Source organism: Streptomyces rhizosphaerihabitans (assembly GCF_025399795.1).
Taxonomy (GTDB): domain Bacteria; phylum Actinomycetota; class Actinomycetes; order Streptomycetales; family Streptomycetaceae; genus Streptomyces; species Streptomyces rhizosphaerihabitans.
Window position 1 is genome coordinate 13,107 of the sequence record NZ_JAODTZ010000049.1, and the last position, 25,074, is coordinate 38,180.

Consider the following 25,074-nt stretch of genomic DNA (forward strand, 5'->3'; position numbering starts at 1 on the left):
GCTCGCGCAGCTCATCACGGTGATCATTGGGGGGAGATCATCGGTCACCGAGCCACCTGGTGGTGCGTCAGCACCAGAAGGGCCCGCACCAACGCGGTCGCGTGCCGCGGATGCATGCGCACCTTGGTCAGGATCCGGAAGGTCTTCAGGCTCGCGAAGCCGTGCTCGGCCGGCGCCCGCAGGCTGCTGATCAGCCGGTTCACGACCTTCTTCGGTGAAGACAGGTGCTTGCCGCCGCTCGCCTTGAACCCCGTGATGACCGCCGGCTGCTCTTCGGCCCCCTCGTCCAGACCGACGAACCCCAGGTCGGCCACCGCTGCAAGCTCCAGCTCGCGCAGTCGCGCGCACAGCTTCTCGTAGCGGGCCGCCGTGATCTCGCTGCAGGCGCCGCGGCGGGCCGAGGAGATCCACAAAAGCCGCCCCTTCGCATCGGTCAGGGCGAGAAACAGCAGGCCATGCGCCTTGTGCTTCCCCGAGTAGTTCTTCCGGTTCGCCCGCCCACTGCGCCGCCGGGTGCGGATCAGCGTCCCGTCCAACAAGACCACGCAGCCGCTGTCCTTGGCCACCTTGGCCAGCGCGCGGTCCAGGCGGGGGGAACGTGCGGCCAGCAGGCCGAGCACCTCCAGTACCCAGCGCCGCACTGTGGAGGCCGAGACCGCGTTCCCGCCAGCCAGGTCGGCCAGGCGCTCGTCGTTGCGCAGGTGGGCCAGCACGATCAGCGCTATCTGCCCGGCGTCGAGCTTGCGCCACCGGGAGCGGATCTGTCTGCGGTGGGCGCGGATCAGGCCGGCCACGCGGTTGACGGTCGCGCTGGACAGCGGCAGGCGGACGGAGTAGACAAGGCCGGTGTCGCCCTCGGTGGGACTGGTGTTCTTGTTCACGCATGGGCCAACACCCGCCGGGGGCGCTTGCGTTGCGGCAGGAATCGGCCGTTGTGGCAGGTCGGCCGCAGGCTACCGGGGCAGGTAGCGTCCGGCGGGGGTGCGGGTGATCCAGCCGCGCTCGGCCAGCTTGCGCAGCTTCCCGCGCACCGGCTCCACCTTCGCCGGCGCCGCATCCAATCCCAGCTCGCGGGCCACGTCCTTGGCCTGCAGCGGGCTGTCGCCGCCCGCGACGATCTCCATGATCTTCTGGTAGTCGGCGGGCAGGTCGTCCGTGCCGGTGCCGGGGCCGCGGTGGGGAATCAGCAGCTGGCCGGCGGCTCCGGGCGTGCCGACGGGACGCGGGGGCGCCGCGGGCGTGCCGCCGGTGGCCTCTTCCAGGGCCTGCTGCCAGGCCGCGGCGTCAGGGTGCCCGGCCTCGGCATCCTCCTCCTGGTACTGCTGGTAGACGACCTCGGCGGCCCCGAGCCGGGCCACTTCGGCCTCGGTGTCGGCCAACTGCTTGCGCAGCTGCGCGGTGCGTTCTTCCAGCACCACCCGGCGCTCTATCAGCCACACCATCAGGTTCTGGGCCATGTCCCCTCCCTTCGCGGGCTCTCCGTCGCGACCCTGCCCGCACGGTAGGGGCACCAGTGCGCAGCGTGCAGGAGATCCGAGGAAGACGACCCGAAGCGGGCCGACAGATGATCTCCCCGACGCGATCACGCTCGTGACATGCGCGAACAGCCCAACCGCCCGTCACACGAGGGCCGTTGACCTGTCGATCCACGATGAAACTTCCTCAGTGCCTTCCCCATAGCGCCGACCTGTCCGTCCACACCCGAGCGCACCGCATGCGGGTCGGTCAGGGAGGCGACTCCAGTCAGGTGAGAAGCCTGTGCCGGTCGAGGCGCCTCAACTCCACAGGCCAGGCGATGTGCGCCGGGGCAGTGCCGCGAGCACCTCGGCTGCTTCGGGGGGCGTCGAGATGGACCCGCCATCGAGAATTCCCGACCTCGCTCTCTTCTCTCATGCGCTCTCTTCGCTGAGGCGGTCGACTGCCCACGGCAGGAGCTCCTTGGCCACCGCAAGGCTGAACGGCCTCACCAGCGAACGAAGTTCGGCGCAGGCGGCAGGACCGAGCGTGATGTAAGGGAGGGCAGCCAGCCTGTCGGTGGTGTGCTCGATCTCCGCCCTGCGCCGCGTACCGTCCTCGGTCAAGGTCAGGTGGGGTCCGTCGTCGAGCCATCCACGCTCATGCAGGTTCTGCACGGCCTGTCCCCACTGCTCCGGCGTCCATGCCCGCGAGTCGCGCAGCACCCCTGCGTCGATGTCGCCTGTGGCGGCGTGCGTGACGAGAGCCTCGAGCCCGCTCAGTCCGGCAGTCAGTAGTGCCGCCACGTGACCGTCGCCACGGAACTCCCGCAGCAGAGTCTGCGCGTGCCAGAGCACGAGGTGGGGTGCGCTCGGCCACGGCAGTGCGGCGTGCGCGGCGAAGAGGGGGCGGCCTTGTGGATGGCGCACGGTCACTTCAGCCGCGGTACGGGCCAATTCCGCTGCGCGGGCCAGCGCCGGTGAGGAGACGTCCGCGCCGAGGATCCGACGGAGCGTGGTATCGATCCCGGTGAGCCGGGCGGCGGCGAACCGCTGCGGCGTGGCGGCTTCCCATGCCGCGGGTATGGCTCGGCGCACCAGTTGGGGATTGAAGTTGTAGAACGTGGCGATGACCAGATCCGCCGGAGCGGCGCCGAGCGCGGCGGAGCGGGACGCGAAGTACCCCGTCCTGACGTCCACGCCCAACTCGGCGTACTGGCCTGCGGCTTCGGGCGAGAAGTAGACAGCCCCATGGTAGGGCTCGAGAGTTCTCCAGGTCTGGCGCGCGAGGGCCAGGCTGTCGCGGTCCGTGTTCTGCGTCATGAGGGGCTCTCCGTCCTGTGGCGGATGAAACGTTGCTGTTCATCGAGCACACGACGGCGCGTGGGGCACACCTAGCCGTACCGTCTGGTCGGTACGTTATCGGAGAGCGGCTCCGGCGACTACTGCCCTGCAACCAGTTCTCTCCTGACCAAGGTGCGCATGCATCCGCGGCACGCGACCGCGTTGGTGCGGGCCCTTCTGGTGCTGACGCACCACCAGGTGGCTCGGTGACCGATGATCTCCCCCCAATGATCACCGTGATGAGCTGCGCGAGCACCCCAACGACTCATCACACCAGGACCGTTGACCTGCATGAATCACGATGGAACTTCCTCAGTGGTCGCGACAGAGGGGCGGTAGTGGTCATGAAGTGGCTTCTCCTCGGTGCCCTGCTCGGGCTCCTGATCGCCTTCCCGCCGCTCCTCGCCATGGCCGTCGCGGTCGTCGTCGCGGTCCTGTCCAAGCCCGTCCTCACGGCGTTCGGTCTCGGCCTCGCGGTCCGCGTACACCTGCCCCGGCTGCGGAGGTGGACGTCATGAACGAGCCCGTCTACCGAGAGCAGATCGGGTACGACCTCGCCGGTAACCCGATGTACGGACCGGTGCCCTTTGCGACACCGCCGGACGGTGCCGCAAATCCCCCGACCGCACCGCTGCAGCCGATCCAGGCGCACCCGTGGGGCGCGTACATCGCGGCTGGTTGCCTCGGCGTCCTCGCCCTGACGGTCGTCGCCGTCCTGGTCGCGTTCCTGGTGTTCGGGTTCGCCATCCTCGCCGCCGTCCTCGGCCTGGTCGTCGTCGCCCTCACGATCTGCGTCCTGGTCCTGAAGTCGATGTGGACCAGCTCCCGCAGGGGCTGACCTGCCCTTCCGTCCTCCGCAGGTGAACCAAATGTTTCACCTGAAACACCTGCGGGGGCGCGGTGTCAGTGGTGACGAGGACGAGGACCTGGAGGCCGCCCTCGGCGGGATGCGGTCCGGGATCGCCGAGTACCAGCGGCGCGCCAAGTTCATCAAGGGGCTGCCCGCGTCCGAGGTGCCCGACGGGCGGCGCGTCACCCGGGCGCTCGCCGAGAAGTACCCGGAGCAGCAGCTCGGCCCGCGCGTCATCGTCATCGACGAGGTGCAGGAGCTGTTCACGCACGCCGAGTACAAGGAGGAGGCCGCGGCCCTGGCGACCCGCCTCATCAAGAAGGGCCGTGCCTACGGGATCATCCTCATCCTGCTCACCCAGAACCCCGACGCGCCGTCCCTGCCGTCGTCCGTATCCAGCAGCGTCGGCACCCGGCTGTGCCTCGCCGTCATGGACTGGCGCGCCAACAACAACGTGCTCGGCACCGGCGCCTACGACCGCGGCCTCCGGGCCACCGACATCAGCATCGACGAGCAGGGCACCGGCATCCTCGCCCGCGGCTGCGAAGGCATCACCGTGCGCGCCGCGTTCATCCGCCAGACGGAGGCCGAGGACATCGGCAAGCGCGCCCTCGCGCTGCGCACCGCGGCCGGCACGCTAACCAGGCAGGCGGTCGGCGCGCAGGTCGAGGAGCAGGACGTCGAGACGGTCCTCGACCACCTGCGCGCTATCTGGCCGGACGGGGTCGAGACGGTCCACTCGCACCGGCTCGTCGAGGCCCTCGCCGCGTACCGGGCCGACCTGTACCGGCCGTGGACCGAGATGGACGCCGCCGGTGCCTCGACCGCGTTGAGCGCCGCTCTGAAGCCGTTCCGGGTGTCCACCCGGCAGCTCACGATCCGGGAGTGCTGCGGCGGCGCGAAGGGCCTCCGGTACGTCGATCTGCCTGCCACTGAGGACGCCGAGTAGCCCTCGAACCGGTTTCGGATCAAGCCCGTGGTTTCACCTTGATCCGAAACCGGTTTCGCCCCCGATATCGGCCCCCAGCTGCGAAGTTTCGAGTTTCGGGTCCCACCGCCGAGGGCGCCGTTTCCGCCCCTGCAGAGGGGTCGGCATGACCGCCCGTGACGAAATCTCCCGCCCCGCTGCCCGTGTCAGCGGTACGGCTCGCACGCCACGCCGTCACCATCACGGTCCAGCTCATCCCGGTAACCCGGATCGCCCCGATGCAGAGGTGCCGCGCCAGCAGCCCGAGCAGCATCACAGTTCTCGTAGTAGGCGCCTTCCTCGGGAGCAGACGTCGTCGGCTCTACCGGCTCTTCCGACGCCGTGGCAGTCTCCGTGACCGTGACCGCCGGCCGCTCCGGCTCCTCCTTCTTCGGCGTCGGTGAGGCGGGAACGTCGGTCGTCGAGGAAGAAGACTCGGCACTGCTGCTGCTCGTTGGAAGCTGCTGCGGCCCCTCACCCCCCGCGTCGCATGCCTCCAGCAGACCGCCGAGCACCGCGAACCCGATCACCAGGCCAACCACCGCGATTGCCACCTTGGCCCACAGGCCCATGGCCCTCCAGCGTCGCCGCACTGGCCCACGCCGTCGTTCACCGTCAGCCATCGCAACACCTCGCGTGTTCGAGCAGACGTTTCATCAACTCCACCACCGGCCGAAGCAGCCCGCATCTGGGGGCACACTGGCCTCATGGAGTCGCAGATCATCCGGCTCGGCCACCTCACCGCCCACCAGACCGCCCGCGCCCTCGGCATCAGCCTCGACGGCGTCCGCCAGCTCGTCCGCCGCAGCAAGCTCACCCGCTCCGGCGGCAGCCCGCGGCAGGCCTGGTACCCCGCCGCCGACATCACTGCCCTGGTCGCCAAACGCGCCGCCACCGACGCCGCTTGACCGCAGGTCAGCGCGGTGTCACGATCTGCGTGTACAACTGTGCCCTCAACCGGCACCACAAGCCGCTCGGCGAGCCCGAGCAACAGAGGTCCCACCGTCTGCCACCACGACTTGCAGACAACTGGGCCAAGCTTCGGCCCGGCGCTAAAACGCTCGTCGTGGGAGCGGCCGGGTCGCCTTAACGCACGACGAAGCCCCAGTTACGGTCCCCCCGGCTGGGGCTTCGTCGTGTCACAGGACAGCCACAGCCTGGCGTCCACTGACGTTCCGGTGCCAACCTGAGCCCCTGACGTAGCCGTACACGAGGGGGACACATGGGGTTCATCAACAACGCCAAGGCCAACGAGGCAACCAGAGTCGCGACCGAGGCCTTCACCAACGGCCGACAGGTCCTCGTCTTCAAGATCATCGAAGCGAACTCCACGCATCGCTCGACCGGCGTCATGTCCGGAGTCGGCGAGCAGATCGAAGCCATCGAGGCACAGGGGTGGGCTCTCGACCGTATGTCCGGCGCCGAAGGCAAGGCACTCACAGGCGACCGCACTGCGCTCGTTTGCCTGTTCCGTCGCCGCTGATCTCCCCGAACCGGCTCGGCCCTCACCGAGTGGCCGGACCTTGGCACGTCTGGGGGTATGGGTGGCCACCGACCGCAGTGAGCTCACGTCCTACGAGTGGCGCCAGCTCCGAGCCCGCACCCTCGCCGTCTCCGACGTCTGCATCGTCTGCGGCCACGGCGCCAGCGACACCGCCGACCACATCCACCCGGTCAGCAAGGGCGGCGCCCGCTTCGACCCCGCGCTGAAGGCGTGGAGCATCGCCACTCCTGAAGGCAGGGGAACGCCCACTTCGGAGAGGAATCCGCCCTCATGCTCACTGCTCGTCCTGACGCTCGGCTGTTACGCAGTGTTGTGCGCGGTCAAGCCGTTTGCCCCATGCCGGAAGTGCGCGGGCACCGGGGAGGTCGAGCGGTTCAGGAAGGTGCGCACCTGCCCCCGCTGCCGTGGCCACAATCTCCGGCTGCGCCTCGGCCGGCGAGCCCACAACGCCTGGCGCCGCACTCACGACGCTGGCATTCGGTGAGCCAGCGGGTGACGCCAGAGGCCGGGCCCGGCGGCGACTCGCAGACCGCTCAGGTCAGCGCGAACCGCCGAGCCCGGTCCTCTGTGTAGACGTCGTACTCGTCAGAGCTCAGGATGCGGACAGGGAGCCGCTTGACGATCGGCGTAATGCCATCGGCCACGATCGTTACGACAAGCGCGGTCGCTCCGGGCTGCAACTCCTGCACGTTGTCGAAGGTCAGGGACGGAAGAGTGCGGGACCACTGGCCGTGAACGATGCTGTCCGTGCCGCCGTCCCACTGAATCTGTGTCATCCCGACGCTGGTGACGAAAGCGATCTGCTCCCAGCCCTGCTGTTCACCCAGGCCGCCGAGGCCTTCGAGTTCGATCCGCACGCCCGGGTTCTTCGCCGCGTAGGTGCTCGAGTTCGTCAGCGTCACGGTTGCGAGACTCTGTTTGAAGTTGGCGATCCTGCGCCACTCGCCGCTGCTCGCTTCGTCATCGTCGCCCGACGCCGCTACGAAGACGGGTTCGTTCGGGAAGCTGAAGTTGAAGGTGATCGCGACATCCAGTGAGGGGAGGCCGGTGGCCGCCCTGTAGGCGAGCAGCGCCAGGAATGCGGCCACAGCGGTCAGAATGCAGGTGTCGATCACCAGCGCGGTGTTCACGATGATCGCTCGGTCGTCGGTGTGCAGCCCCAGCTTCCAGCCGCCGAGAGTGGCTCCGAGGACAATGACCGTGCCGACTGCGACCGTCGCCAGAGTCGTGACAGTCGTCAAGATCCGGTAGTTACGCAGGAATTTCACGGCTGGAGTGTTCCACGCAGGGGCGTTGACTGCGTCATTATCCGCTGAGTCGACCGTGCCTTCCTGAAGGAGAAGTTCATGTCGTACGCCGATGACCCCAAGCGGCTCGCCCGTCTGCTGCGGGACTTGGCCCAAGCTCTCGAAGACAGCGGGGTCAACCCTGTCGGGGCCAGCAACGAGCGACACATGATGGATGACGCGCTTGCGGCAGCCAGGGAGTTGGATCCGCCCGAGGGCCAGGGCCGTTCCCGGAAGTTCGTCGGCTTCTGAGCGGTGAGGTGGCTCGTTTGCTTGGGCCGCTCCACCAACGTCCAGAGCCGCGTGCCGTGGCTCTCGAAGAAAATTTGGGATCTCCCACTGTCTGAGTGCTCACCCGGGGCCGTAGGGGGTGAAAGCGCCCAACCACTAGGAGGATCCATGACCGACTCCGCCAACATCGTCCAGGCTTGCGCCTGCGGCGGCTACTTCATCAGCACTCCGGCTCGCCCCGGCGTCGAGGGCAAGTCCGTGCACCACGACGCCGACGGCAACGAAGCGACCTGCGCCAAGGGCGCCTGACCTTATCGGCATGACCGGCTCCGAAAGCGCAGCCCCCAGTACGTCCGCGACAGGGCGTACTGGGGATTCTCTCTTCACTCTCCGGCGTGCATACGCATCTCTTGTTCCACGTGATCTTCGGCATCAGGCAAAGACAAGATCAAGACCGGCAGGGATTGCATGATGTAGGGCAGTGGACCCGCATGAACTCCACAGAGCTATCGAGCCCAGCAGTCCGGCCGTGTCGCGAGCAGGCGATTCGTGCTGCGGCCGAGGCGCTGATCGACGCGGTCCGTGAGCGCGCCGCTCGCACGCCCCTGGAGGCGGCCGTCGCCGCCTGGTATCCGGGCCACCCGCTGGTGACGGTCGACGCGATCGAAGCGGAGATCGTGCGCCGCCGCGCGCAGGCGGCCTCCGGCGAGGCCCTCGCATGACCGCCGAGTCCCCGGCCGCAGCACGCTGGCGGGCGCTCCTCGGCGACGACGTCATCGCCCACATCGACGCCTGCGTGGACGCGGCCCCGGAGCCGGAGCCTGGCCCTTGGGCCGATGCCCTCCGCCGGATCATGACCAATCCGGGGGGCCGGATCCCGGCGCCATCGACGACTGCACGCTGCGACTCCGATTTGCCGTGAGGCTGCGCCTCGGCCGACGGGCGCACAATGCGTGACGCCGCACGACCTGCGTCTTTACCAATCCCTCACATGCCGCATGATGTCCCTCAAGCACAACATCCCAGGGGGGATCATGCACACACAGCTCACTGCCGAAGAGGCACAGCGCCGCCGCCGCAACAAGAAGATCTTCGGCGTCGTCTTCGTGATGTTCATCCTCGGCGGCATCGTCGATGCCTGCGGCGGCAACGACTCCAGCGACCCCGAGCCCAAGGCTGCTGCTAGCAGCAAGCCCGCCAAGCCCAAGCCGTCCGCGGCGCCGAGCAAGATCAGCCAGGCGGACCTCGACAAGGCGCTCGAAGCCGCCGGCCTCCCGGCCACGCCCAAGGCCGCGCAACGCCAGGCTTTCCTCAAGGGTCTGAACGCCATCGACACCGACATCGTCCACGGCAAGGACGACAAGGCGGTGAGCCGCGGCATGGACACGTGCGGCCTCCTCAAGCGATTCCCCGGTGACGAGACCAAGCAGATCGATCAGACCAACCAGCGGTGGAGCAGCCCCACCCACCCGGAGGGCCACGGCCTTGCCAAGGCCGCAAAGATCCTCGACGTGGCGCACAAGAACATCTGCCCCGACTTCTGACCCACCCGCTCATCGGCCCGGTCGTGCACAGCGCGGCCAGGCCTGCGCGTGCAGGGAGGCGAACATGGCAGGGGCTGACGCACACGAAGTCCCAGCCAATCCGCCCGGCTGGGACTTCCGCGTGTTACGACATGGCCACATGATCGCCACGCAACCTCCACGCGGCGCATGATGCCTCCCTGAGCAACCGTCCAGGGGGGGGCACCATGTTCAAGCGGGACCCAGAGAAGGCCGCGCAGCGAGAGGCCCAGAGGGCAGAGAAGCGCCAGCAGCGCGAAGAACGGGCCGCCCAGAGGCAAGCAGAGAAGGAAGCCCTCGCTGAATGGCGCAGCACCCACCCGGCCGAGAGGGCGCTGAACACTGCCTGCATGCTGCGCGCCTGGCCCGCGTCCAAATTCGGGGAGACAGCTCAAGGCCCCATCCGTGGCGGGCACGCCGAGTTCGTTGACGCCGGTGCGCACAAGGCATGGACCGCCACGCGACTCGCTGGAAGCGTCCTTACCGGCGGCGCCTCGCTTGCCGCCGGCCGGAAGAACAAGGGCGCTGCCGTCATCAACGTCACGTTCGGCAACGGGGCTGTACAGACGTACAACGTGACGCCCGAGAACGCCACACTGCGTGCAGCAAACCAGTACGTCACCGCGTTCAACGCGTTGGCGGGGCAGTTGGCCAACGAGGCAGGCCAGCAGTAGCCCGCACACCTGAGAGGACGGGGGCGCCCGTGGCTGGCAGACGTCGCGGCGCCCCTGTCACTGCGGCGCACTGGGCTGCCCGATGGACGGGACGTGTTGTCAGCGCTGGTCGTTAGCCTGGTGGGATGTCAGTCAAGGGCGCATTCACGATCACGCTGTCCGGTCCGCGCGAAGCTAGGACTGATCTACTCAAGGCCTTCGCGACCAGCTCCATCGCAGCCCGTCGTACCGGCCCGGACCGGGTCGGCCTCGATGAGGAAGCAAAGGGCTGGGTGGAGGCCTCTTTCCATGAGGGCACCGACTCCCCGAGCAGCGGGTTTCAGCAGGAGTGCATGAGCAGGACGACGGCCATAGCGGAGCGCTTCGGCTACGAGCTGCGCAGCCAGAGCGTCACCGTCGCCGGTGCAGCCGAGTTCCGCCACGTCGTCGACACACGGACCGGGGCGGTCGTCGTACGAGGCTTCGGCCTCCTGGACGACGGGCTGCCGATCATCGCGGAAGAGATGGGCATCCCCGTGGAGTACCTGGAGTTCCGGGAGCCGCCTGGCGTCTGGGACATCCCCGAGAAGTGATCTCCGTTCCTACCCCGGTCGACGGACTCCGCGGCACGTGAGGGGCGTCGGCGGTCCGCAGACCGACGTCCGGGGTCAGCGCAGGGCTTCGATGGCCTTGACGACCGGTCACTCCATGCCTGGCCTGAGTCGCCTGGTCGAACAGATACCAGAGCCAGCGGATCATCACGAACGAGGGTTTGCCCGAGATCCAGTGAGACGCCAAGCCCTTTCAGCCGCGGCGTGGCGACGAACTCCTCGAAGCGCTCGTACTCCACCAACTCACCGCGCCCCCTGCACGGTTGTAACGGTCGTGCAGGGGCTTCCTCCACTTGCACGCGGGTTCCCGGGTACCTCGGCCGTGGACTGGCCAGGCTTGCGTCCGTTGCTCGCAATCGGTCAACTTTCCGCAGGCCTTCGCGCAATCCGCAGCAATCCGCCTGCGGGCACTCGCTATCCGTCGCATTCTGAGGCCCCACCCAGGGACGAGAATGGAGACCGGCCATGGCCCTACAGCTCCGCATGCTCGGCACCACTAGCGACGACGGAAAGTGCCCGACCCTGTACGAGGACGTCGCGAGCGGGGACATCGTCGTGCAGGGGTACACCGTCACCGATCCCGAGGACGTCGCGCAGCTGGCGAACGTCCTCGAGGGCGAGTCGTTCGTCCGTATCCCGCGCGAGCTGCTCACCCGATTCGCCCCCAAGGAGTAGCGCGCGTGCCGCAGTTCATCGACGACGACACGTTCGGCTCGTACTTCGAGGAGTTCGAGCACACCGCGTGGCGGCTGGAGTCCCGCCGCGGTTACGGCTCCGACCGGGCCGGCGAGAAGTACCGCCGATACCTCGAGACCGGTGCCGTTCCCGACGACTCGCAGCGCCCATGGTGCGTCAACGTCCGGGCGCAGACCGGTCAGGGCAAGCGCATCGAGCGCGTACGGATCGTCGACAACCCGCCCACCCAAGAGCAGTTGTTCCTGCTCGCCTCTGCGGCCGCCAACAACGCGGCAGGGGAGGACATCCGCAACTTGTGGCGCACGGACGCGGACAAGGCCGGGCTGCCCACGGTGGACTTCTGGCTCTTCGACGCCCGCCGCGCCCTGGTCCTCCACTTCGACGACGCCGACGAGTACCTCGGCGCCGAGCTCGTCGAGGACCCTGAGCGCATCGTGAGGTTCTGCCAGATCCGGGATGTCGCCTGGCACTTCGCGATCCGGCGCGAGGAGTTCGCGGCGCAGGTAGCTTCGACGATGTGAGCACCGACTACCAACAGGCCCGTGAAGCTCTCGGTGCGCGGCTGCGTGAGCTGCGCACCGGGAGCGGGGTCAACGGCAAGGAGTTCGCCGCACGTCTCGGCTGGCAGCGCTCCAAGGTCAGCCGCCTGGAGAACGGCAAGCAGACCGCGGCCGAAGCCGACGTCGAAGCGTGGGCACACGCAGCCGGACAGTCGGACGTCGTCGACGAGTTGAAGCACAGCCTGCGCGGACTGGAGACGGCGTACCGGAGTTGGAAGCGGCAGCTCGCGGCCGGCCATCGCGCCGTGCAGGAGGGTCACGTCGTCCAGGAGGCGCAGGCCGAGACGATCCACCTCTTCGAGTCGGGCATCATCCCCGGCGTCTTCCAGACCCCCGAGTACGCGCGAGGGGTTCTCACCGACGTGTCTACGCGCCTTGGTACGCCCCGAGACATCGAGGAAGGCGTACGGGCCCGCATGAAGCGCCAGGAGGCGCTGTACGAGCCGGGTCACCACTTCCACGCCCTCATCTGGGAGGGCGCTCTGCACGTTGTGCGCTGCGCTCCGGAGGCCATGACGGCGCAGCTCGACAGGCTCGGCGCGCTGATCGGCCTCGACACCGTCACGCTCGGCGTGATCCCGTTCGGTGTACGTACGCCGTTCTCCCCGAAGCATGGGTTCTGGATCATTGACGAGCGTCTCGTCGTCGCGGACACGTGGAACGCTGAGCTGTGGCTCGACGCCGCGGACGACGTCGCGTTCTACCGTAAGGTGTGGTATCTGATGCGCGAGTCCGCGGTCTTCGGCCACCAGGCACACCGCCTGATCGTGCGAGCGCGGGCCCAGTTCAACCTCGCGTGAGCAATCGGCGGCAACCGCTCTGACTGCGTGCACAATCCCGCGCAATCGGCCCCCACGCATGTGGCCTGAGTTCCTACGGTTCTGGTCATGGCCTTACAACCTGCCCCGTACGTACGACAGGCAGGACAGGACTGGCTCCTCTCCTGCGCCGACACGCCCGCTGAGACGCGGTCCCTGTGGGATGCGGACGAACTCGGCGCCTTCCCGACCGGTGGCCACTGGACCGCGGGCGAGACGTCCCTCGCCCGGACCATGGACGCGGTCAAGAGCATCCCGCCGGCTCGGCGGGGCCCAGTGCTGGCCGACTGTAACCAGGGGATCGCCTGGTGGCTGCTTCCACCAACCCTCACCGACGAACTCGACGACGTCTGCACGATCACCGTCCGGCCCCGGGGCTGGCTTCTGCGCTGCCCTCCCGTGCTGTACCCGGTGCGCGGCCGCGTGTGGATCGAACGGCCGGACGGCTCCGGGCGCCTGACAGATCCCGTCCTGCTCGGCGCAGCGCTCGGCCCGGGCGGCGGTCCTCGACTCTCCACAGAGGCTTTCGGATGAAGCAGCAGACCACTATGGACGACGGCCCCATCGACCTGTCCCTACCCCTCGACCAGCCGGAGCCAGCAGCCGACTGCCAGGTGTGCGCAGCTCTGGCCCGGCAACGCGCCACAGCCGAGGCGCAGGGCGACTGGTCCAAGGTGAGCGACTGCAACATCGAGATCCGCGGCCACAGTTCACCCCATCGTCGGCGGCGATCCTCGTGAGCAGCCGCTTCGAGTTCGTCGACACCGGGATCGGCTACGGCCACTTGCAGCGGGTCGCCGCGGCCGGTCAGTTCAACAAGGTTCAGCGGGCGTACCGGGCGTACATCGACCATGGCGGCGGGTGTGCGACGTGCGCGGTGGACAGCACAGCCTGCCCGACAGCGGGGGAGCTGTGGGAGACGTACCGGGCTGCGAACAGATCATGAGCTCTCGTGGCCAGCCCCGTGGCTGGCTGCGAGTAGGGGCCGGTCCGCCCCGTGTATGCAGCGGGGTGGGCCGGTGACGGCTGGCCCGCCTGTCCTCGTACCCCAGTCTCAACAGAGGGCGGGCGGGTCACCAGCCCCGGATCCGGGGCATCCGTCCACAACAGGAGGAAAGACGTGACCATCGCGTTAGAACGTCCCGTGGGCACCACCGACCCGATGACTCTCCTCAGCGCCGAGGTGGCTGAGCGGCTCACCAACCGAGTCACCACCGACCACCCGGAGATCAGCGCCGACACCGCGCGCCGGATCGTCGGCCAGGCCGCCGCGTTCATCGCGACGTCCGGCCAGCAGCCCTTCCAGAACTTGGCTCCGAGCGCCCTGGTCGACGTCGGCTGGCACGCGTTCGTCCTGCACACCGTCGACTACGCGATCTTCTGCGAGAAGGTCGTCGGCCGGTTCGTCCATCACGTCCCGACCGACGACGCGCCGGCCGAAGAGGCGCAGCAGGCCAGGGAGCGCACGCTCGCGGCCATCGCGGCGGCCGGGTTCTCCATCGACCGGGAGCTGTGGCCGGACGTGGCGGAGTGCACCCAATGCCACGCCGGCTGTACGGACAGCCCGAACACCTGACGAACCGGCGCAACCTGTAAGAGACTCCAGCCGTCCGGCGATGCTGCCGGGCGGCTGGCCCTATGAGCGGAGCAGGCAGTGACAGACACGGCGACGGCCTGGAACACGTACTCAAGCCAGCGGCCCGAGCGGCGGCCGGTGAACGCGGCCGGTGAAGCCACCTGGTTCAACTGGACCCAGTACACCGACCACGGGCCCGACACCGATCTCCTTGACCTTGGGCCCGGTGACCGCGTGCTGGACCTGGGGTGCGGGAAGGGCGGGAACGCCGCGCATATCGCCGCGCAGGGTATGGCCGCCGTGGGGGTGGACATCTCTCCGGTGCAGCTGCGTGCCGCCGAGGAACGCTGGGGCGACACCCCTGGCCTCCAACTACGCCGGGCGGATGCGGTGGCGTACCTGCGGGAGGGCGGCGAGCCCTTCGCGGCGGTGTACTCGGTGTACGGGGTCGTGTGGTTCTCCGATCCCTCGGTCACCCTGCCTGCCATTCGCGAGCGGCTTAGGCCGGGCGGGGTGCTGGCGTTCTCGCAGCGGCCCGCTGTGGAGGGCTGCTACGGGTGCCAGGCCTCGTACATCCCGCGAGGTGAGGGCGAGGACCCGCTCGTCGTGAAGCGCTGGGACTACGAGCCGGAGGGCTGGGAGCGCCTGTTGAAGGAGCACGGCTACACGGATGTACGGGCCTCGGTGCTCGACGCACCGCCCGGCAGGCGCAAGGTCGGCACGCTCATCGTCCAGGCCCGCGCGTAGCCCTCTGCGTGGGTCAGGCCCACACGATCGTCCGCCCGTCCTCAGCACCCCAGCAGTACGAGGGCGGGCGGGCTCGTTGCCCCGGGGCCCGGCCGCAGCCCGGGATCCGCTATCGATCGATACGCGTATTCTGCCGCTCACGCTCGTCCGACTGGAGAGACATGCCAACCGCTGACTGGACCCTTGAGGCCGACGACGTCGTTGCCCTTCCCATCGACGATCTCGCGCTTCGGGTGCTGCGAGACGCCCTGCAGAACAACGAGTGGAACTACCGGAACTGGCTACTTGCCGCTGCCCACCGCGCCTACGTCACTCGCAAGGACGCCGTCGCGGCACTCGGCGAAGCATGGGCCTGGCTCGTGAACCGCGGACTCGTTGTCCCCGACGTCGACCAGAACAGCATCGGGGCCTTCTTCATCAGCAGGCAGGGACACGAAGCTCTTACCCGTGGGCTTCCGTGGATCCGCGCCGTTCAGCGGCTCGACGTTCAGATGGTCCCGGTTCTTGAAGGTGCGGCTCGCCCTCAATACCTGCGCGGCGACTTTGAGGCTGCCGCCCTCATGGCGATGAAAGAGGTCGAGGTCCGGGTTCGCGAGCTCTCGGGCCTGTCTACCGGGCTGGTGGGCAGACCCCTGATGCAGGAGGCATTCCGGCAGGGAAAGGACGGACAGCAGGGCGGTCCGCTCTCAGACCCGGAGGCGGAGAGTGGTGAAGCTGTTGCTCTGATGGAGCTCTTCAAGGGCGCCATCGGGCTCTTCAAGAACCCGGCCAGCCACCGGCGAGTCGACTACAGTGACCCCACCGAGGCGGCCGAGGTCGTTCTCCTTGCCGACCTGCTGATGCGACTTCTCGACAAGATCGAGGCAAGCCAGAGCTGACCCGAGCGTCTAGCGCTACTCGGCCTTCACGGCCTTCCAGTAGGCATCTCGGGCCGCTTCGTAGACAGCCTGAGCCTCGTGCTCCGCCTCCATCGCCTGAATCCATGCGGGAGAGATCGTCGGGACGGGTCCCTCCCCAATGGGGCGCACCTCCCCGAGCTCCGCCCTCGCCTTCTCCGCGGTGCTGGTGTAGGCGTCGAGCGCAGTCAGGTACGCCGCTCGCAGCGCCTCAAGGTCAGCGACAGTCATAAGAAGTCCCCTTCCGGTTGAGAAGCGCGATGCTACCCCCGTGCAATCCAACATCGCAGGCCATAGCGGTGCCGACCGTAGCGCCGAGCGGCACACAGGGCGGCGGCTGAGAATCTGGCACCGGCTTGCTACACGCAACTGCGTCCGGCCACCGTGGGGTGATGGCCGGACGCCCGTTGTTAGCGCCTGTATGGGGCGTACGTCTGTGGGTTCCGCATGCCGAGCTGCAGCATCGACTTCTCGACCACTTCCCGCAGGTTCATGCTTGATTCTGCGTGGCGGCGCGGGCATCCGCCCGGTGTGCGCGCGCTGCGCGCTGCGCCTACCGTGGCTCGCATGGGCGATGCGGTGGAACTCGAAGCGGCCGGCAGGAGCGTACGACTGTCCAGCCCGGACAAGGTCTTCTTCCCGGAGCGCGGCTTCACGAAGCTGGATCTCGCCCAGTACTACCTCGCCGTCGGCGACGGCATCATGCGCGTCCTCCGCAACCGTCCCACCACCCTGGAGCGCTATCCGGACGGAGTGACCGGCGAGTCCTTCTTCCAGAAGCGGGCCCCCAAGAACATGCCCGACTGGATCCCGACCGCCCACATCACCTTCCCCAGCGGCCGCAGCGCCGACGAGATGTGCCCCACCGAGCCCGCCGCCGTGCTCTGGGCCGCGCAGTACGGCACGCTCACGTTCCACCCGTGGCCGGTCCGCCGCGACGATGTCGACCGCCCGGACGAGCTGCGCATCGACCTCGACCCGCAGCCCGGCACGGACTACGCCGACGCGGTGCACGCCGCCCACGAACTGCGCGAGGTCCTCCACGAGTACGGCGATCTGCGGGGCTGGCCCAAGACCTCCGGGGGCCGCGGGCTGCACGTCTTCGTGCCGATCGAGCCGCGCTGGACCTTCACCCAGGTGCGCCGGGCCGCCATCGCCGTCGGGCGCGAGCTCGAACGCCGTATGCCCGACCGGGTCACCACCGCGTGGTGGAAGGAGGAGAGAGGTGAAAAGATCTTCGTGGACTACAACCAGGCCGCGCGAGACCGCACCATGGCCTCCGCCTACTCCGTACGCCCCCGCCCGCACGCCCCCGTCTCCGCGCCGCTGCGCTGGGACGAGGTGGAGGACGCCAGACCCCGGGACTTCGACCTGGCGACCATGCCGGGGCGCTTCGCCGAACTAGGCGATGTGCACGCCGACATGGACGAGCATGCCTTCTCCCTGGAGGCCCTGCTGGAGCTCGCCAGCCGCGACGAGCACGACCACGGCCTCGGCGACCTCCCGTACCCGCCCGAGTATCCGAAGATGCCGGGCGAGCCCAAGCGCGTACAGCCGAGCCGCGCCAAACACGAGGAAGCTCAGCCGCCGAGCGGTTGATCACCCTTGGCCGGATCGCCCTCGCTGGGTCGCTCCCGGTCGGATCCCCGCTGGATCTCTGCCGGAGAGGGATCGCCGGCGGACGGATCTCCGGAGGCCGGATCAGTGGTGTCCTGATCACTCACGGAGTCCGACCACTCCCAGGTGGAGCGCGGTCGCGGCTGCCGGGCCCCTCGCGACGTGATCGGTTCGAGTTCACGAAGCGGGCGGCCGCGCGGCTATCCTGATCCGCATCCGCCGAGGAGGTGCCCTGAGGTGACCGAGACAGCGTCACGCCCCACGCTGGAGGCCGTGGCCGCGCGGGCCGGGGTCTCCCGGGCCACCGTGTCGCGGGTCGTGAACGGCGGGGACGGGGTCCGTGAGCCGCTCGTCGAACGGGTGCGCCGGGCCGTCGAAGAACTCGGGTACGTGCCGAACCAGGCCGCCCGCAGTCTCGTCACCCGACGCCACGACGCGGTGGCCGTCGTGATCGCCGAGCCGGAGACCAGGGTCTTCGCCGACCCCTTCTTCGCACTCCAACTCCGGGGCATCAGCAAGGAACTGACGGCGAACGACTCGCAGCTCGTGCTGCTGCTCACGGAGGGCCGCGACGACCACGTCCGCGTCGCCCGCTATCTCGCCGGCGGCCATGTCGACGGCGCCCTCGTCTTCTCGCTGCACCTCGACGATCCGCTGCCCGGCCTGATCCACGGCGCGGGCGTGCCGACCGTGTTCGGCGGGCGTCCCGGCTGGGGCGCGGGCACCCGCGAGGCGGTCTACGTGGACTGCGACAACCGGGGCGGCGCGCGGCAGGCCGTTCGGTATCTCCTCGGTCTCGGGCGGACACGCGTCGCCCACATCACCGGTGCCCTCGACCAGACGTCCGCGGTCGACCGGCTGGACGGCTTCCGGGACGTCCTGCCCGACATCGATCCGGCGCTCGTCGCGCAGGGCGACTTCACACCCGCCGGCGGCGAACGCGCGATGCGGGAACTGCTGGAGCGCCGCCCCGACCTGGACGCCGTTTTCGTGGCGAACGACCTGTCGGCCCTCGGCGTGCTGCGTGTGCTGCGTGAGCACGGGCGACGGGTGCCCGACGACGTCGCCGTGATCGGGTTCGACGACATGCTGCCGATCGCCGAGCAGATGGATCCGCCGCTGACGACGGTTCGTCAGGACATAGAGGAAATGGGCCGGTTGATGGCCCGTCTGCTGATCCGTGGCCTGGAGGGGCGCGCGGCGCCGGACGGCCCGGTGCCGGAGACCTCCGGCGTGGTCCTGCCGACGACCGTGGTCCGACGGGCCTCCGCGTAGGTCTGACAGGCGCCTCGGGAACCCTGTTCGTGCCCCGGCGCAGCACAGTGCCCACGGAACTCCGGTCGTGCGTATGGAGGTCCGGTCCTGCGGTCGTGCGCGTGGAGGCCGGGTCTTCGGTCGTGCGCGTGGACGGTCCCCGTGCGTGAGCCGTCCGTACGTGAGCCGTCCGTGCCGGCGACGGATGAGGGCGACGGCGGTCGGCGGGGCCCCGGGCGTCGGGGTCCGGCCGACCGGGGACGTCAGCTCTGCTGCGGTGCGCTCTTGATCACCGCGAAGCGCGCCCCGTACGGATCGGCGAGCTTGGCCATGCGGCCGACGCCCTCCATGTCCGTCGCGGGCATACGGACCGTGCCGCCGAGCTCCTGGGCCTTGGCGACCACGGCGTCCGTGTCGGGGACCTCGACGTACGGCAGCCAGTACGCACCGGTCTTCGCCTCGACCGGGTCGTCGGCGAGCGCCATGACGCCGCCGAACATGCTCTCCTCCTCGGTCCCCGCGGGGTTGATGCAGGTGTAGGTGCCGCCGGGGAACGGCATCGCAGAAGTGTTCCATCCGAAGACCGAGTTGTAGAACGCGGCGGCCGCCGCGATGTCCGGGGTGTAGAGCTCGACCCAGCACAGCGAGCCCGGATCACCGGCCATGCCCAGCCCCTTGGTCCGGCCCGGCTGCCAGATACCGAAGGTCACGCCCGCCTCGTCGGCGAGCATGGCCATGTGGCCTTCGCCCATCACGTCCATGGGCGGCATGAGCACCGTGCCCTTGGCCTGCTCGACCGCCTTGGCCGTGGCCTCGGCGTCCTCGGTCTGGAAATAGACGTTCCAGGACGGCGGGCCCTGTTCGGCGGTGATCTGCATACCGCCGGCCACGGTCTTTCCGTCGACCTGGAAGAAGCCGTAGCCGCCGGCGTCGGGCCCTGCCGACTGGAACTGCCAGCCGAAGAGGCCTCCGTAGAAGGTGGTGGCGCCCTCGATGTCGGCCGTGCCGACATCCAGCCAGTTCGGAGCGCCGTTGACGAAGCGGGTGGTGAGCATGATTGCCCTCCTTTGGGGGGTCCCGTTGCCTTTGGTGCCGAGTCTTCCACCGCCCACTGACAATCGCCGTCGAGACGCGCAAACCGCCCCGGAGCGACAGTCGCCATTACCCTCGGTGGCCACCGCGATTCGTATTGTCCTCGTCCTGCCCGCGCGCCGCCGTGCCCGGCACCCTCCCGCGGGGCCATCATCGAGGCCGCCGGGAGCCTTGGAACGTGGCGTTGATCCTGTGTTGATCGAACGTTTTTCGCCGCAAGGCACGATCTTGACCATGTACTTGGAAACCATCACTCCGTCCGACCTCGCCTGGCAGGAGCAGGCGTTGTGCGCGCAGACGGGGGCGGACTTCTTCTTTCCCGAGCCGGGCAGCTCGGTGCGCGAGGCGAAGCGCATCTGCGGGATGTGCGCGATGCGTTCCGCGTGCCTCGACTACGCGCTGAGCAACGACGAACGCTTCGGCGTGTGGGGCGGTCTCTCCGAGAAGGAGCGCCTGGGCCTGCGACGCGCCATGGAATGACGTGGGCCCATGGCGTGGGCCCGGTCGCCGGTGGCCGCACGATGCCGGGGCATCTGTCGCCCGCACAGGTAAATCGGTTCGCCGCCCCGCCGTGAACAGGCACACTTCCCGCATGGACCGGACCCCGCGGCAGATCGCCGAGAACCTGCTCGGCGCGCTCGATCCGCTGCCGTACCCGCAGCGCATGCGCGAACTCGCCCGTTTCGTGCGGGCGACGGACGAGCTGCGCCCGGTGCTGGAGGAACTCGACGCGCGCGGCCCCTACGAGCGGGGGATCGGCGTCGTGGCGGCGTCCGTCGGACGCGACGCCGGGTGGATCGCGGACCGCATAGCCGACCCGGACGCCTTCGTGCGCGGACACGCCCTGCGGGCCGCCGAGAGCCTTCAGGTGCCCGACTCCGCCTTCGAGTCGGCGCTCGACGACGCACCGGAGGTGGTGCGCCGAGAACTGCTGCGCGCGATCGTGGCGGGCCGGCGCACCGCGCTCGCCGACCGGCTGGTGGACGAACTGCGGCGCCGGTGGGGCGACGCGGAGGCGGCGCGACTGCTCCCCGGCTGCACGGCGGAGACGGTCGGCAGACTGCTGCCCGGACTCTTCCACGCCGTCACCGGCTGGAAGACGCTCGCCAAGCGGCATCCCGGCTTCCTCCTCGACGTCGCCGCAACGCAGTTGGCCGCGCTGCCCGAGGCCCTGCGCGCCACCTGGTGGCGCCGGTGCACGGTGGGCGTCGCCGCCTCGGTCGAAGCGGACCCGCTCCGGGTGCTCGACCTGCTGGAACGCTTCGGGCCGGCCACCCTTCCCCATCAACTGCGGGTCCACCTGCCGAGGTTCGCGACCGCCGACCCGAGCCGCCTGCTGCGGCTGCTGCTCGCGCCCTCCGAGTTCGCCGCACGCCGCGGCAGAACCCCGGAGCCGGACGTCCTGCGCAGACTCGCCCGTTCCGGCGCGCCCGAACTCGCCGCCTACGGCCGTGCCCTGGCCGAGTCCGGCGACCTCGCACCGCTCCTGAGAGCACTGCCGCCCGCGCGGCGCCACGCCTTCCACCGGGCCGCCCAGGAGGGCCGCGGCGCCGGACACGGCACCGTGGACGCGCTCATCCTCGATGCGCTGCCCCGCAGTTGCGTCGCCGAGGAGGCCCGGCGGATGGCGGCCGACGCGCGCCAACGCGGCGCCGCCTGGCACACCCTGCTGCTCGCCGACTCCTACCTGCCCGTCGCCGAGGTGCGGGGCCGACTCGACGCGGCCACCCGGCGGCCCGCCGCCGAAGACCGGGCGCAGGCCTGGCCGTTGCTCATCCGCAACGCCGCACGCTCCGGGGACGGCGCCGCCGTCACCGCCGTACTGGAGGACATGTCGCGGCTGCGCAACGAACAGGACCCGGTGCGCTCGGCCGCGCTCGGAGCGCTGTCCGCGGTGCGGCCCCTCCTGTTCACCGAGGACGCCGAGCCGGGCCTCGACCGGATCACCGCGGACGCGGTCGAGGCCCGCGACTCCTCCCAGGCGACACGGCGTCACCTCAGCCGGCTCGCACTGTCCGTACTGCGCGAGCACGCGGCGGGCGGATCGAGGGAGTTGGTGAACTGGGCACTGCGCACCCTGGTCCGGATCTCGGGCAGCACCGGTGGCGCCGACCTCGGCCGCCTGGACGCGAAGCTGCGCCGGGGCCAGGAGCACCAGGTGTACGAGGCGCTGCGGCCCTGGATCGAGGCGGGCGCCGAGAAGGCCGACTACAGTCTTGCCTTCGCCGTGGCCCGCTCGGTGGGCCGCCGCGCCGCCGGCATGCCCGAACTCCAGGAGCTCCTGTGGCAGGCGATCCGGTACGGCAATGACGTCACCGTGCGGACCGCGGTCGATCTGTGGCTGGAGCCGCCCGCGACCCGGGACGAGCGGGTGGGCCGCATCCTCGCCCTGGAACCCTCGGCCGGCGCCCTGTGGTCCGTCCGCCAGGTCGTCACCCGGCGCCGCACCGACCTGCTCGACCCGTTGCTCGCGCAGGTCCCGCCGTACGGGCGTTTTCTGACCAAGGGCGCCCCCTGGACCGTACCGGTGGACCGCGACGTACGCCGTTGGACCGAGCGCCAACAGCAGTCCGTCATGCGGCAGTTGACCGATCAGGTCGAGGACGCCCGGTCTCCCCTGCACGAGCGGGCCGCGGCCCTGGCGCGGGCCGCTCTCGTTCCGGGCCGCGGCACCGATCTCGTACGGCGCTGGGCGGCGGCCCCGGACGTGGTGCTCGCCGAAGCGGCCCTGGCCGCGCTCGTCCGCACCGACCGGCCCGCCGACGCGCTGCCGGAGCTGCTGGCCCACGCCGGTGGCGACCGGGCGCGCGTCGCCGTCTACGCGGCCACGCGCGCCTCCCGGTTCGCCCCGCCGTCACGCCTCGCCGGCCGGCTGCGCGCGGTGCTGCTCGCGTCGGACACCAAGGTGACCAGCCGCAAGGAGGCCGCCCGGCTCGCCGCCGTCCGGCTCCCGAGCCGGCGGGCGGCCGAATTGCTGACCGAGGCGTACGCGGCGCCGGGCGCCCATGTGGATGTGCGCGCCGCCGTCGTGGCCTTCACCGGCCATCTGCTCGACGAGGAACAGGTCTGGGGCGTGTTGCGCGACGCCGCGGGCGCCGAGCCGGTGCTGCGCGCCGCGGTCCTGCGGGCCGGCGCCCTCGATCTGCCCGAGCCGCATCGCGAGCGCTACGCCCGCCTGGTCCGGGACGCGACCACCAGCGACGACCCGGAGACCGCGACTCTCGCGTTCGCCGCCCTCGCCCGCTGGGCGCCGTGGTCCCCGGACGCCCCCACGGTCCTCGCCGCGGCCACCACCGATCTCACGGACCGCGTGAGCTGGCGCGCGGCGGCCCAGGGACTGGTCACCGTCGCGGCGGCCGCACCGAACGGCGTCGACGGATTCGAGCACGCCCTGAGGACACTGGCGGAGGCGGAGGCAGAGGCGGGGACAGCGGAGCGCGCCGAAGCGGCCGCCGCCACCGGCCGCGCCGACGCGGACGAGCGGAGGGACCGGCCGGCCCGGCAGCGGCTCACGCATCTCGTCGACTGTCTGGCCCGGCGCGCCGACACGGACCCGGCGACGGTACGTCCCGCCGCCCTGGCCGCCGTGGAGCTGCTGGCCGGTTACGACGCCTTCGTACCGCAGGCCGCCGCCGTCGCCGTGACGCATCTGGACCTGGAAGGGGACCCGCGGCAGCTGGCGCGGCTGGCCGCCCTGACCGCCGGCCGCCCGGCGCTCGCCGTACGGACGGCCGCACGGCTGGAGTCCCGTCTCGGGGCACAGGGCGGCGACCCCGGCGCCCTGCTCGACGCCGCACGTCACCTCGCGGCGCACGGCGGCCACGCCGAAGGGCTCCTCGCCGTGGCCGTGACGGTCGCGACCGGCACCCGTACGGGCTGGGCCGCCCCCTGGCGGGAGCACCTGAGAACACTGCGCCGCCACCCGGTGCCCGACGTCAGGGATGCCGCGCTGGACCACCTGACCGCACAGGAGTGAGCGGCCGCCGGACACCTCGCCGGCCGGCGCGGGTCCGGACACGCGCGAGCCCCCGGCTCACGTCCCCGCGCGAGGCGGGGCGGCGTGAGCCGGGGGCGAAGTGCGGGGCCGCGTGCCCGCGAAGCCTGGTCCAGACCCAGACCCAGACCCAGGGACCGGCGACCCGGAGGCCGGAGCCCGCGTGCTCGCGGTCGGAGCTACGCGTTCGCGCGGGCCGCCATACGGGCCTTGCGGGTGGCGAGCTTCTCGTCGAACTTGGAGGCCTCCGAGTCGAGACCGCCCATGAAGAAGCCGAGCTCCTCCTGGGCCTTGAGGCCCTCGGGGCCGAGGCCGTCCATCTCCAGGACCTTGAGGTGGCGCAGCACGGGCTGGAGCACGTCGTCGTGGTGGATACGCATGTTGTAGACCTCGCCGATGGCCATCTGCGCGGCCATGCGCTCGAAGCCGGGCATGCCGTGACCGGGCATCCGGAAGTTGACGACGACATCGCGGACGGCCTGCATGGTCAGGTCGGGGGCGAGCTCGAACGCGGCCTTCAGGAGGTTGCGGTAGAAGACCATGTGAAGGTTCTCGTCGGTCGCGATGCGCGCCAGCATGCGGTCGCAGACCGGGTCGCCCGACTGGTGACCGGTGTTGCGGTGCGAGATGCGGGTCGCCAGCTCCTGGAAGGCGACGTACGCGACCGAGTGCAGCATCGAGTGGCGGTTGTCCGACTCGAAGCCCTCGCACATGTGCTGCATACGGAACGCTTCGAGCTTGTCCGGGTCCACGGCGCGCGAGGCGAGCAGGTAGTCGCGCATCACGATGCCGTGCCGGCCCTCCTCCGCCGTCCAGCGGTGCACCCAGGTGCCCCAGGCGCCGTCACGGCCGAAGAGGGAGGCGATCTCGTGGTGGTAGCTCGGGAGGTTGTCCTCGGTCAGGAGGTTGACGACCAGCGCGATGCGGCCGATCTCGGTGACCTTGGACTGCTCCTTGTCCCAGGCCTCGCCGTCCTCGAAGATCCCGGGGAAGTTGCGGCCGTCGCTGAAGGGCACGTACTCGTGCGGCATCCAGTCCTTGGCCACCTTCAGGTGGCGGTTCAGCTCTGTCTCGACCACTTCCTCCAGCGCGTACAGCAGACGAGCGTCGGTCCAGGCGGCTGCCGGGCTGCCGAGGTCGGGAGAAGTGATCGTCACGGGTGCTCCAGGGAGGGACGGGACAACGAGCGGAAAAGCTAACCTACGGCATCGTAGGCTACGTCTCCGTAGGTTACGACACCGTAGGTTAAGGACCCTGTAAAGGCCGCTGATCAGCGGTGTTACAGGCGAGGACCCGTACGTCCTGGCCGTGCCGGAGGAGCCCCTGACGTCGAGGTCCCAGGGCCGGACGGATGTCTCGGTC

33 protein-coding genes are annotated in these 25,074 nt (G+C 69.8%); 25 read left to right on the forward strand and 8 right to left on the reverse strand.

The features are described 5' to 3' along the window. Nucleotides 1–44: 44 nt before the first annotated feature. The 3 genes from N4G66_RS35025 to N4G66_RS35035 all read right to left on the reverse strand — a co-directional run bounded on the left by N4G66_RS35025 (nucleotide 45) and on the right by N4G66_RS35035 (nucleotide 2,777). Nucleotides 45–881 carry a transposase gene (locus N4G66_RS35025; RefSeq protein WP_261708322.1) on the reverse strand — a complete coding sequence of 279 codons (837 nt, stop codon included), beginning with the start codon at nucleotides 879–881 and terminating at the stop codon, nucleotides 45–47. Between the two features lie 72 nt (nucleotides 882–953). Further along, nucleotides 954–1,457 (reverse strand): hypothetical protein, encoded by a 504-nt coding sequence (locus N4G66_RS35030; RefSeq protein ID WP_261708323.1) that lies wholly within the window; start codon nucleotides 1,455–1,457, stop codon nucleotides 954–956. Nucleotides 1,458–1,889: 432 nt separating this feature from the next. Further along, a complete protein-coding gene (locus N4G66_RS35035; protein WP_261708324.1) occupies nucleotides 1,890–2,777 on the reverse strand; it encodes an SCO6745 family protein in 888 nt (295 codons plus the stop codon). Nucleotides 2,778–3,142: 365 nt separating this feature from the next. On the opposite strand from N4G66_RS35035, the gene N4G66_RS35040 reads away from it, so the two are divergent. From N4G66_RS35040 to N4G66_RS35050, 3 genes are read left to right on the forward strand one after another with little or no spacing between them, the layout of a single operon-like run. Then, nucleotides 3,143–3,316, forward strand: coding sequence for a hypothetical protein (locus N4G66_RS35040; RefSeq protein ID WP_261708325.1), 174 nt, complete (start codon nucleotides 3,143–3,145; stop codon nucleotides 3,314–3,316). Further along, nucleotides 3,313–3,636 (forward strand): hypothetical protein, encoded by a 324-nt coding sequence (locus N4G66_RS35045; RefSeq protein ID WP_261708326.1) that lies wholly within the window; start codon nucleotides 3,313–3,315, stop codon nucleotides 3,634–3,636. The genes N4G66_RS35040 and N4G66_RS35045 overlap by 4 nt, the downstream gene beginning before the upstream one ends. Before the next feature lie 31 nt (nucleotides 3,637–3,667). Beyond that, the gene (locus tag N4G66_RS35050; protein WP_261708327.1) at nucleotides 3,668–4,597 is read left to right on the forward strand and encodes a hypothetical protein; all 930 of its coding nucleotides are present in this window, start codon (nucleotides 3,668–3,670) and stop codon (nucleotides 4,595–4,597) included. A gap of 185 nt (nucleotides 4,598–4,782) precedes the next feature. On the opposite strand, the gene N4G66_RS35055 is transcribed toward N4G66_RS35050, so the two are convergent. Further along, on the reverse strand, nucleotides 4,783–5,187 hold the full coding sequence (locus N4G66_RS35055) for an excalibur calcium-binding domain-containing protein (RefSeq protein WP_261708328.1): 405 nt from the start codon (nucleotides 5,185–5,187) through the stop codon (nucleotides 4,783–4,785). A gap of 135 nt (nucleotides 5,188–5,322) precedes the next feature. Here N4G66_RS35055 and N4G66_RS35060 point away from each other — a divergent pair, with 135 nt between their 5' ends. From N4G66_RS35060 to N4G66_RS35070, 3 genes are all read left to right on the forward strand, one after another. Beyond that, on the forward strand, nucleotides 5,323–5,523 hold the full coding sequence (locus tag N4G66_RS35060) for a hypothetical protein (RefSeq protein WP_261708329.1): 201 nt from the start codon (nucleotides 5,323–5,325) through the stop codon (nucleotides 5,521–5,523). 314 nt (nucleotides 5,524–5,837) lie between these two features. Further along, entirely contained in the window at nucleotides 5,838–6,098 is a 261-nt protein-coding gene (locus tag N4G66_RS35065; RefSeq protein WP_261708330.1) for a hypothetical protein, read from the forward strand. 61 nt (nucleotides 6,099–6,159) lie between these two features. Further along, a complete protein-coding gene (locus tag N4G66_RS35070; RefSeq protein ID WP_261708331.1) occupies nucleotides 6,160–6,603 on the forward strand; it encodes a hypothetical protein in 444 nt (147 codons plus the stop codon). A 49-nt stretch (nucleotides 6,604–6,652) separates the two neighbouring features. On the opposite strand, the gene N4G66_RS35075 is transcribed toward N4G66_RS35070, so the two are convergent. Continuing rightward, the gene (locus N4G66_RS35075) at nucleotides 6,653–7,387 is read right to left on the reverse strand and encodes a hypothetical protein (RefSeq protein ID WP_261708332.1); all 735 of its coding nucleotides are present in this window, start codon (nucleotides 7,385–7,387) and stop codon (nucleotides 6,653–6,655) included. Nucleotides 7,388–7,465: 78 nt separating this feature from the next. Here N4G66_RS35075 and N4G66_RS35080 point away from each other — a divergent pair, with 78 nt between their 5' ends. The 15 genes from N4G66_RS35080 (at nucleotide 7,466) to N4G66_RS35150 (ending at nucleotide 15,737) form a co-directional block, all read left to right on the forward strand. After that, the gene (locus tag N4G66_RS35080) at nucleotides 7,466–7,657 is read left to right on the forward strand and encodes a hypothetical protein (protein ID WP_261708333.1); all 192 of its coding nucleotides are present in this window, start codon (nucleotides 7,466–7,468) and stop codon (nucleotides 7,655–7,657) included. A gap of 147 nt (nucleotides 7,658–7,804) precedes the next feature. Next, a complete protein-coding gene (locus tag N4G66_RS35085; protein WP_261708334.1) occupies nucleotides 7,805–7,945 on the forward strand; it encodes a hypothetical protein in 141 nt (46 codons plus the stop codon). An 86-nt stretch (nucleotides 7,946–8,031) separates the two neighbouring features. After that, nucleotides 8,032–8,358 (forward strand): hypothetical protein, encoded by a 327-nt coding sequence (locus N4G66_RS35090; protein ID WP_261708335.1) that lies wholly within the window; start codon nucleotides 8,032–8,034, stop codon nucleotides 8,356–8,358. A gap of 312 nt (nucleotides 8,359–8,670) precedes the next feature. Beyond that, nucleotides 8,671–9,180: a hypothetical protein gene (locus N4G66_RS35095; RefSeq protein ID WP_261708336.1), complete on the forward strand. Its 510-nt coding sequence runs from the start codon at nucleotides 8,671–8,673 to the stop codon at nucleotides 9,178–9,180. A gap of 206 nt (nucleotides 9,181–9,386) precedes the next feature. After that, nucleotides 9,387–9,872 (forward strand): hypothetical protein, encoded by a 486-nt coding sequence (locus tag N4G66_RS35100; protein WP_261708337.1) that lies wholly within the window; start codon nucleotides 9,387–9,389, stop codon nucleotides 9,870–9,872. A 125-nt stretch (nucleotides 9,873–9,997) separates the two neighbouring features. Next, on the forward strand, nucleotides 9,998–10,444 hold the full coding sequence (locus tag N4G66_RS35105) for a hypothetical protein (protein ID WP_261708338.1): 447 nt from the start codon (nucleotides 9,998–10,000) through the stop codon (nucleotides 10,442–10,444). A gap of 483 nt (nucleotides 10,445–10,927) precedes the next feature. Continuing rightward, nucleotides 10,928–11,137 carry a hypothetical protein gene (locus N4G66_RS35110; protein ID WP_261708339.1) on the forward strand — a complete coding sequence of 70 codons (210 nt, stop codon included), beginning with the start codon at nucleotides 10,928–10,930 and terminating at the stop codon, nucleotides 11,135–11,137. Nucleotides 11,138–11,142: 5 nt separating this feature from the next. After that, the gene (locus N4G66_RS35115; RefSeq protein WP_261708340.1) at nucleotides 11,143–11,679 is read left to right on the forward strand and encodes a DUF6879 family protein; all 537 of its coding nucleotides are present in this window, start codon (nucleotides 11,143–11,145) and stop codon (nucleotides 11,677–11,679) included. After that, nucleotides 11,676–12,518, forward strand: a complete 843-nt coding sequence (locus N4G66_RS35120) for a helix-turn-helix domain-containing protein (RefSeq protein ID WP_261708341.1) — start codon at nucleotides 11,676–11,678, stop codon at nucleotides 12,516–12,518. Before N4G66_RS35115 ends, N4G66_RS35120 begins: the two co-directional genes overlap by 4 nt. Nucleotides 12,519–12,605: 87 nt before the next feature. Beyond that, nucleotides 12,606–13,070 carry a hypothetical protein gene (locus N4G66_RS35125; protein ID WP_261708342.1) on the forward strand — a complete coding sequence of 155 codons (465 nt, stop codon included), beginning with the start codon at nucleotides 12,606–12,608 and terminating at the stop codon, nucleotides 13,068–13,070. Continuing rightward, nucleotides 13,067–13,276 (forward strand): hypothetical protein, encoded by a 210-nt coding sequence (locus N4G66_RS35130; RefSeq protein ID WP_261708343.1) that lies wholly within the window; start codon nucleotides 13,067–13,069, stop codon nucleotides 13,274–13,276. Before N4G66_RS35125 ends, N4G66_RS35130 begins: the two co-directional genes overlap by 4 nt. Further along, a complete protein-coding gene (locus N4G66_RS35135) occupies nucleotides 13,273–13,482 on the forward strand; it encodes a hypothetical protein (RefSeq protein ID WP_261708344.1) in 210 nt (69 codons plus the stop codon). The genes N4G66_RS35130 and N4G66_RS35135 overlap by 4 nt, the downstream gene beginning before the upstream one ends. Before the next feature lie 174 nt (nucleotides 13,483–13,656). Further along, the gene (locus tag N4G66_RS35140) at nucleotides 13,657–14,112 is read left to right on the forward strand and encodes a glycine-rich domain-containing protein (RefSeq protein WP_261708345.1); all 456 of its coding nucleotides are present in this window, start codon (nucleotides 13,657–13,659) and stop codon (nucleotides 14,110–14,112) included. 78 nt (nucleotides 14,113–14,190) lie between these two features. Then, nucleotides 14,191–14,859, forward strand: a complete 669-nt coding sequence (locus tag N4G66_RS35145; protein WP_261708346.1) for a class I SAM-dependent methyltransferase — start codon at nucleotides 14,191–14,193, stop codon at nucleotides 14,857–14,859. Nucleotides 14,860–15,020: 161 nt separating this feature from the next. Continuing rightward, nucleotides 15,021–15,737: a TIGR02391 family protein gene (locus tag N4G66_RS35150; RefSeq protein ID WP_261708347.1), complete on the forward strand. Its 717-nt coding sequence runs from the start codon at nucleotides 15,021–15,023 to the stop codon at nucleotides 15,735–15,737. Nucleotides 15,738–15,752: 15 nt separating this feature from the next. Here the strand turns inward: N4G66_RS35150 and N4G66_RS35155 are convergent, their stop codons facing one another. Then, a complete protein-coding gene (locus tag N4G66_RS35155; RefSeq protein WP_261708348.1) occupies nucleotides 15,753–15,986 on the reverse strand; it encodes a hypothetical protein in 234 nt (77 codons plus the stop codon). Between the two features lie 336 nt (nucleotides 15,987–16,322). Between N4G66_RS35155 and ligD the strand changes: the two genes are divergently transcribed. Both ligD and N4G66_RS35165 read left to right on the forward strand, forming a co-directional pair. Next, complete coding sequence (gene ligD / locus N4G66_RS35160; protein ID WP_261708349.1) at nucleotides 16,323–17,354, forward strand: non-homologous end-joining DNA ligase; 1,032 nt, start codon at nucleotides 16,323–16,325, stop codon at nucleotides 17,352–17,354. A gap of 255 nt (nucleotides 17,355–17,609) precedes the next feature. Continuing rightward, the gene (locus N4G66_RS35165; RefSeq protein WP_261708350.1) at nucleotides 17,610–18,647 is read left to right on the forward strand and encodes a LacI family DNA-binding transcriptional regulator; all 1,038 of its coding nucleotides are present in this window, start codon (nucleotides 17,610–17,612) and stop codon (nucleotides 18,645–18,647) included. A 242-nt stretch (nucleotides 18,648–18,889) separates the two neighbouring features. On the opposite strand, the gene N4G66_RS35170 is transcribed toward N4G66_RS35165, so the two are convergent. Further along, a complete protein-coding gene (locus N4G66_RS35170; RefSeq protein ID WP_261708351.1) occupies nucleotides 18,890–19,681 on the reverse strand; it encodes a VOC family protein in 792 nt (263 codons plus the stop codon). Between the two features lie 271 nt (nucleotides 19,682–19,952). Here N4G66_RS35170 and N4G66_RS35175 point away from each other — a divergent pair, with 271 nt between their 5' ends. Both N4G66_RS35175 and N4G66_RS35180 read left to right on the forward strand, forming a co-directional pair. Continuing rightward, nucleotides 19,953–20,198, forward strand: a complete 246-nt coding sequence (locus N4G66_RS35175; protein WP_261708352.1) for a WhiB family transcriptional regulator — start codon at nucleotides 19,953–19,955, stop codon at nucleotides 20,196–20,198. Between the two features lie 112 nt (nucleotides 20,199–20,310). Then, nucleotides 20,311–23,694 carry a hypothetical protein gene (locus N4G66_RS35180; RefSeq protein WP_261708353.1) on the forward strand — a complete coding sequence of 1,128 codons (3,384 nt, stop codon included), beginning with the start codon at nucleotides 20,311–20,313 and terminating at the stop codon, nucleotides 23,692–23,694. A gap of 197 nt (nucleotides 23,695–23,891) precedes the next feature. On the opposite strand, the gene N4G66_RS35185 is transcribed toward N4G66_RS35180, so the two are convergent. Then, on the reverse strand, nucleotides 23,892–24,869 hold the full coding sequence (locus N4G66_RS35185) for an acyl-ACP desaturase (RefSeq protein WP_261708354.1): 978 nt from the start codon (nucleotides 24,867–24,869) through the stop codon (nucleotides 23,892–23,894). Nucleotides 24,870–25,074: the final 205 nt, after the last annotated feature.

Bases quoted from the DNA above. Each gene is read 5' to 3' on its own strand.
- N4G66_RS35030 (WP_261708323.1), bottom strand. From the start codon at position 1,457: ATGGCCCAGAACCTGATGGTGTGGCTGATAGAGCGCCGGGTGGTGCTG.
- N4G66_RS35035 (WP_261708324.1), bottom strand. From the start codon at position 2,777: ATGACGCAGAACACGGACCGCGACAGCCTGGCCCTCGCGCGCCAGACC.
- N4G66_RS35040 (WP_261708325.1), top strand. From the start codon at position 3,143: ATGAAGTGGCTTCTCCTCGGTGCCCTGCTCGGGCTCCTGATCGCCTTC.
- N4G66_RS35045 (WP_261708326.1), top strand. From the start codon at position 3,313: ATGAACGAGCCCGTCTACCGAGAGCAGATCGGGTACGACCTCGCCGGT.
- N4G66_RS35050 (WP_261708327.1), top strand. From the start codon at position 3,668: ATGTTTCACCTGAAACACCTGCGGGGGCGCGGTGTCAGTGGTGACGAG.
- N4G66_RS35055 (WP_261708328.1), bottom strand. From the start codon at position 5,187: ATGGGCCTGTGGGCCAAGGTGGCAATCGCGGTGGTTGGCCTGGTGATC.
- N4G66_RS35060 (WP_261708329.1), top strand. From the start codon at position 5,323: ATGGAGTCGCAGATCATCCGGCTCGGCCACCTCACCGCCCACCAGACC.
- N4G66_RS35065 (WP_261708330.1), top strand. From the start codon at position 5,838: ATGGGGTTCATCAACAACGCCAAGGCCAACGAGGCAACCAGAGTCGCG.
- N4G66_RS35080 (WP_261708333.1), top strand. From the start codon at position 7,466: ATGTCGTACGCCGATGACCCCAAGCGGCTCGCCCGTCTGCTGCGGGAC.
- N4G66_RS35085 (WP_261708334.1), top strand. From the start codon at position 7,805: ATGACCGACTCCGCCAACATCGTCCAGGCTTGCGCCTGCGGCGGCTAC.
- N4G66_RS35095 (WP_261708336.1), top strand. From the start codon at position 8,671: ATGCACACACAGCTCACTGCCGAAGAGGCACAGCGCCGCCGCCGCAAC.
- N4G66_RS35100 (WP_261708337.1), top strand. From the start codon at position 9,387: ATGTTCAAGCGGGACCCAGAGAAGGCCGCGCAGCGAGAGGCCCAGAGG.
- N4G66_RS35105 (WP_261708338.1), top strand. From the start codon at position 9,998: ATGTCAGTCAAGGGCGCATTCACGATCACGCTGTCCGGTCCGCGCGAA.
- N4G66_RS35110 (WP_261708339.1), top strand. From the start codon at position 10,928: ATGGCCCTACAGCTCCGCATGCTCGGCACCACTAGCGACGACGGAAAG.
- N4G66_RS35125 (WP_261708342.1), top strand. From the start codon at position 12,606: ATGGCCTTACAACCTGCCCCGTACGTACGACAGGCAGGACAGGACTGG.
- N4G66_RS35130 (WP_261708343.1), top strand. From the start codon at position 13,067: ATGAAGCAGCAGACCACTATGGACGACGGCCCCATCGACCTGTCCCTA.
- N4G66_RS35150 (WP_261708347.1), top strand. From the start codon at position 15,021: ATGCCAACCGCTGACTGGACCCTTGAGGCCGACGACGTCGTTGCCCTT.
- N4G66_RS35155 (WP_261708348.1), bottom strand. From the start codon at position 15,986: ATGACTGTCGCTGACCTTGAGGCGCTGCGAGCGGCGTACCTGACTGCG.
- ligD (WP_261708349.1), top strand. From the start codon at position 16,323: ATGGGCGATGCGGTGGAACTCGAAGCGGCCGGCAGGAGCGTACGACTG.
- N4G66_RS35170 (WP_261708351.1), bottom strand. From the start codon at position 19,681: ATGCTCACCACCCGCTTCGTCAACGGCGCTCCGAACTGGCTGGATGTC.
- N4G66_RS35175 (WP_261708352.1), top strand. From the start codon at position 19,953: ATGTACTTGGAAACCATCACTCCGTCCGACCTCGCCTGGCAGGAGCAG.
- N4G66_RS35180 (WP_261708353.1), top strand. From the start codon at position 20,311: ATGGACCGGACCCCGCGGCAGATCGCCGAGAACCTGCTCGGCGCGCTC.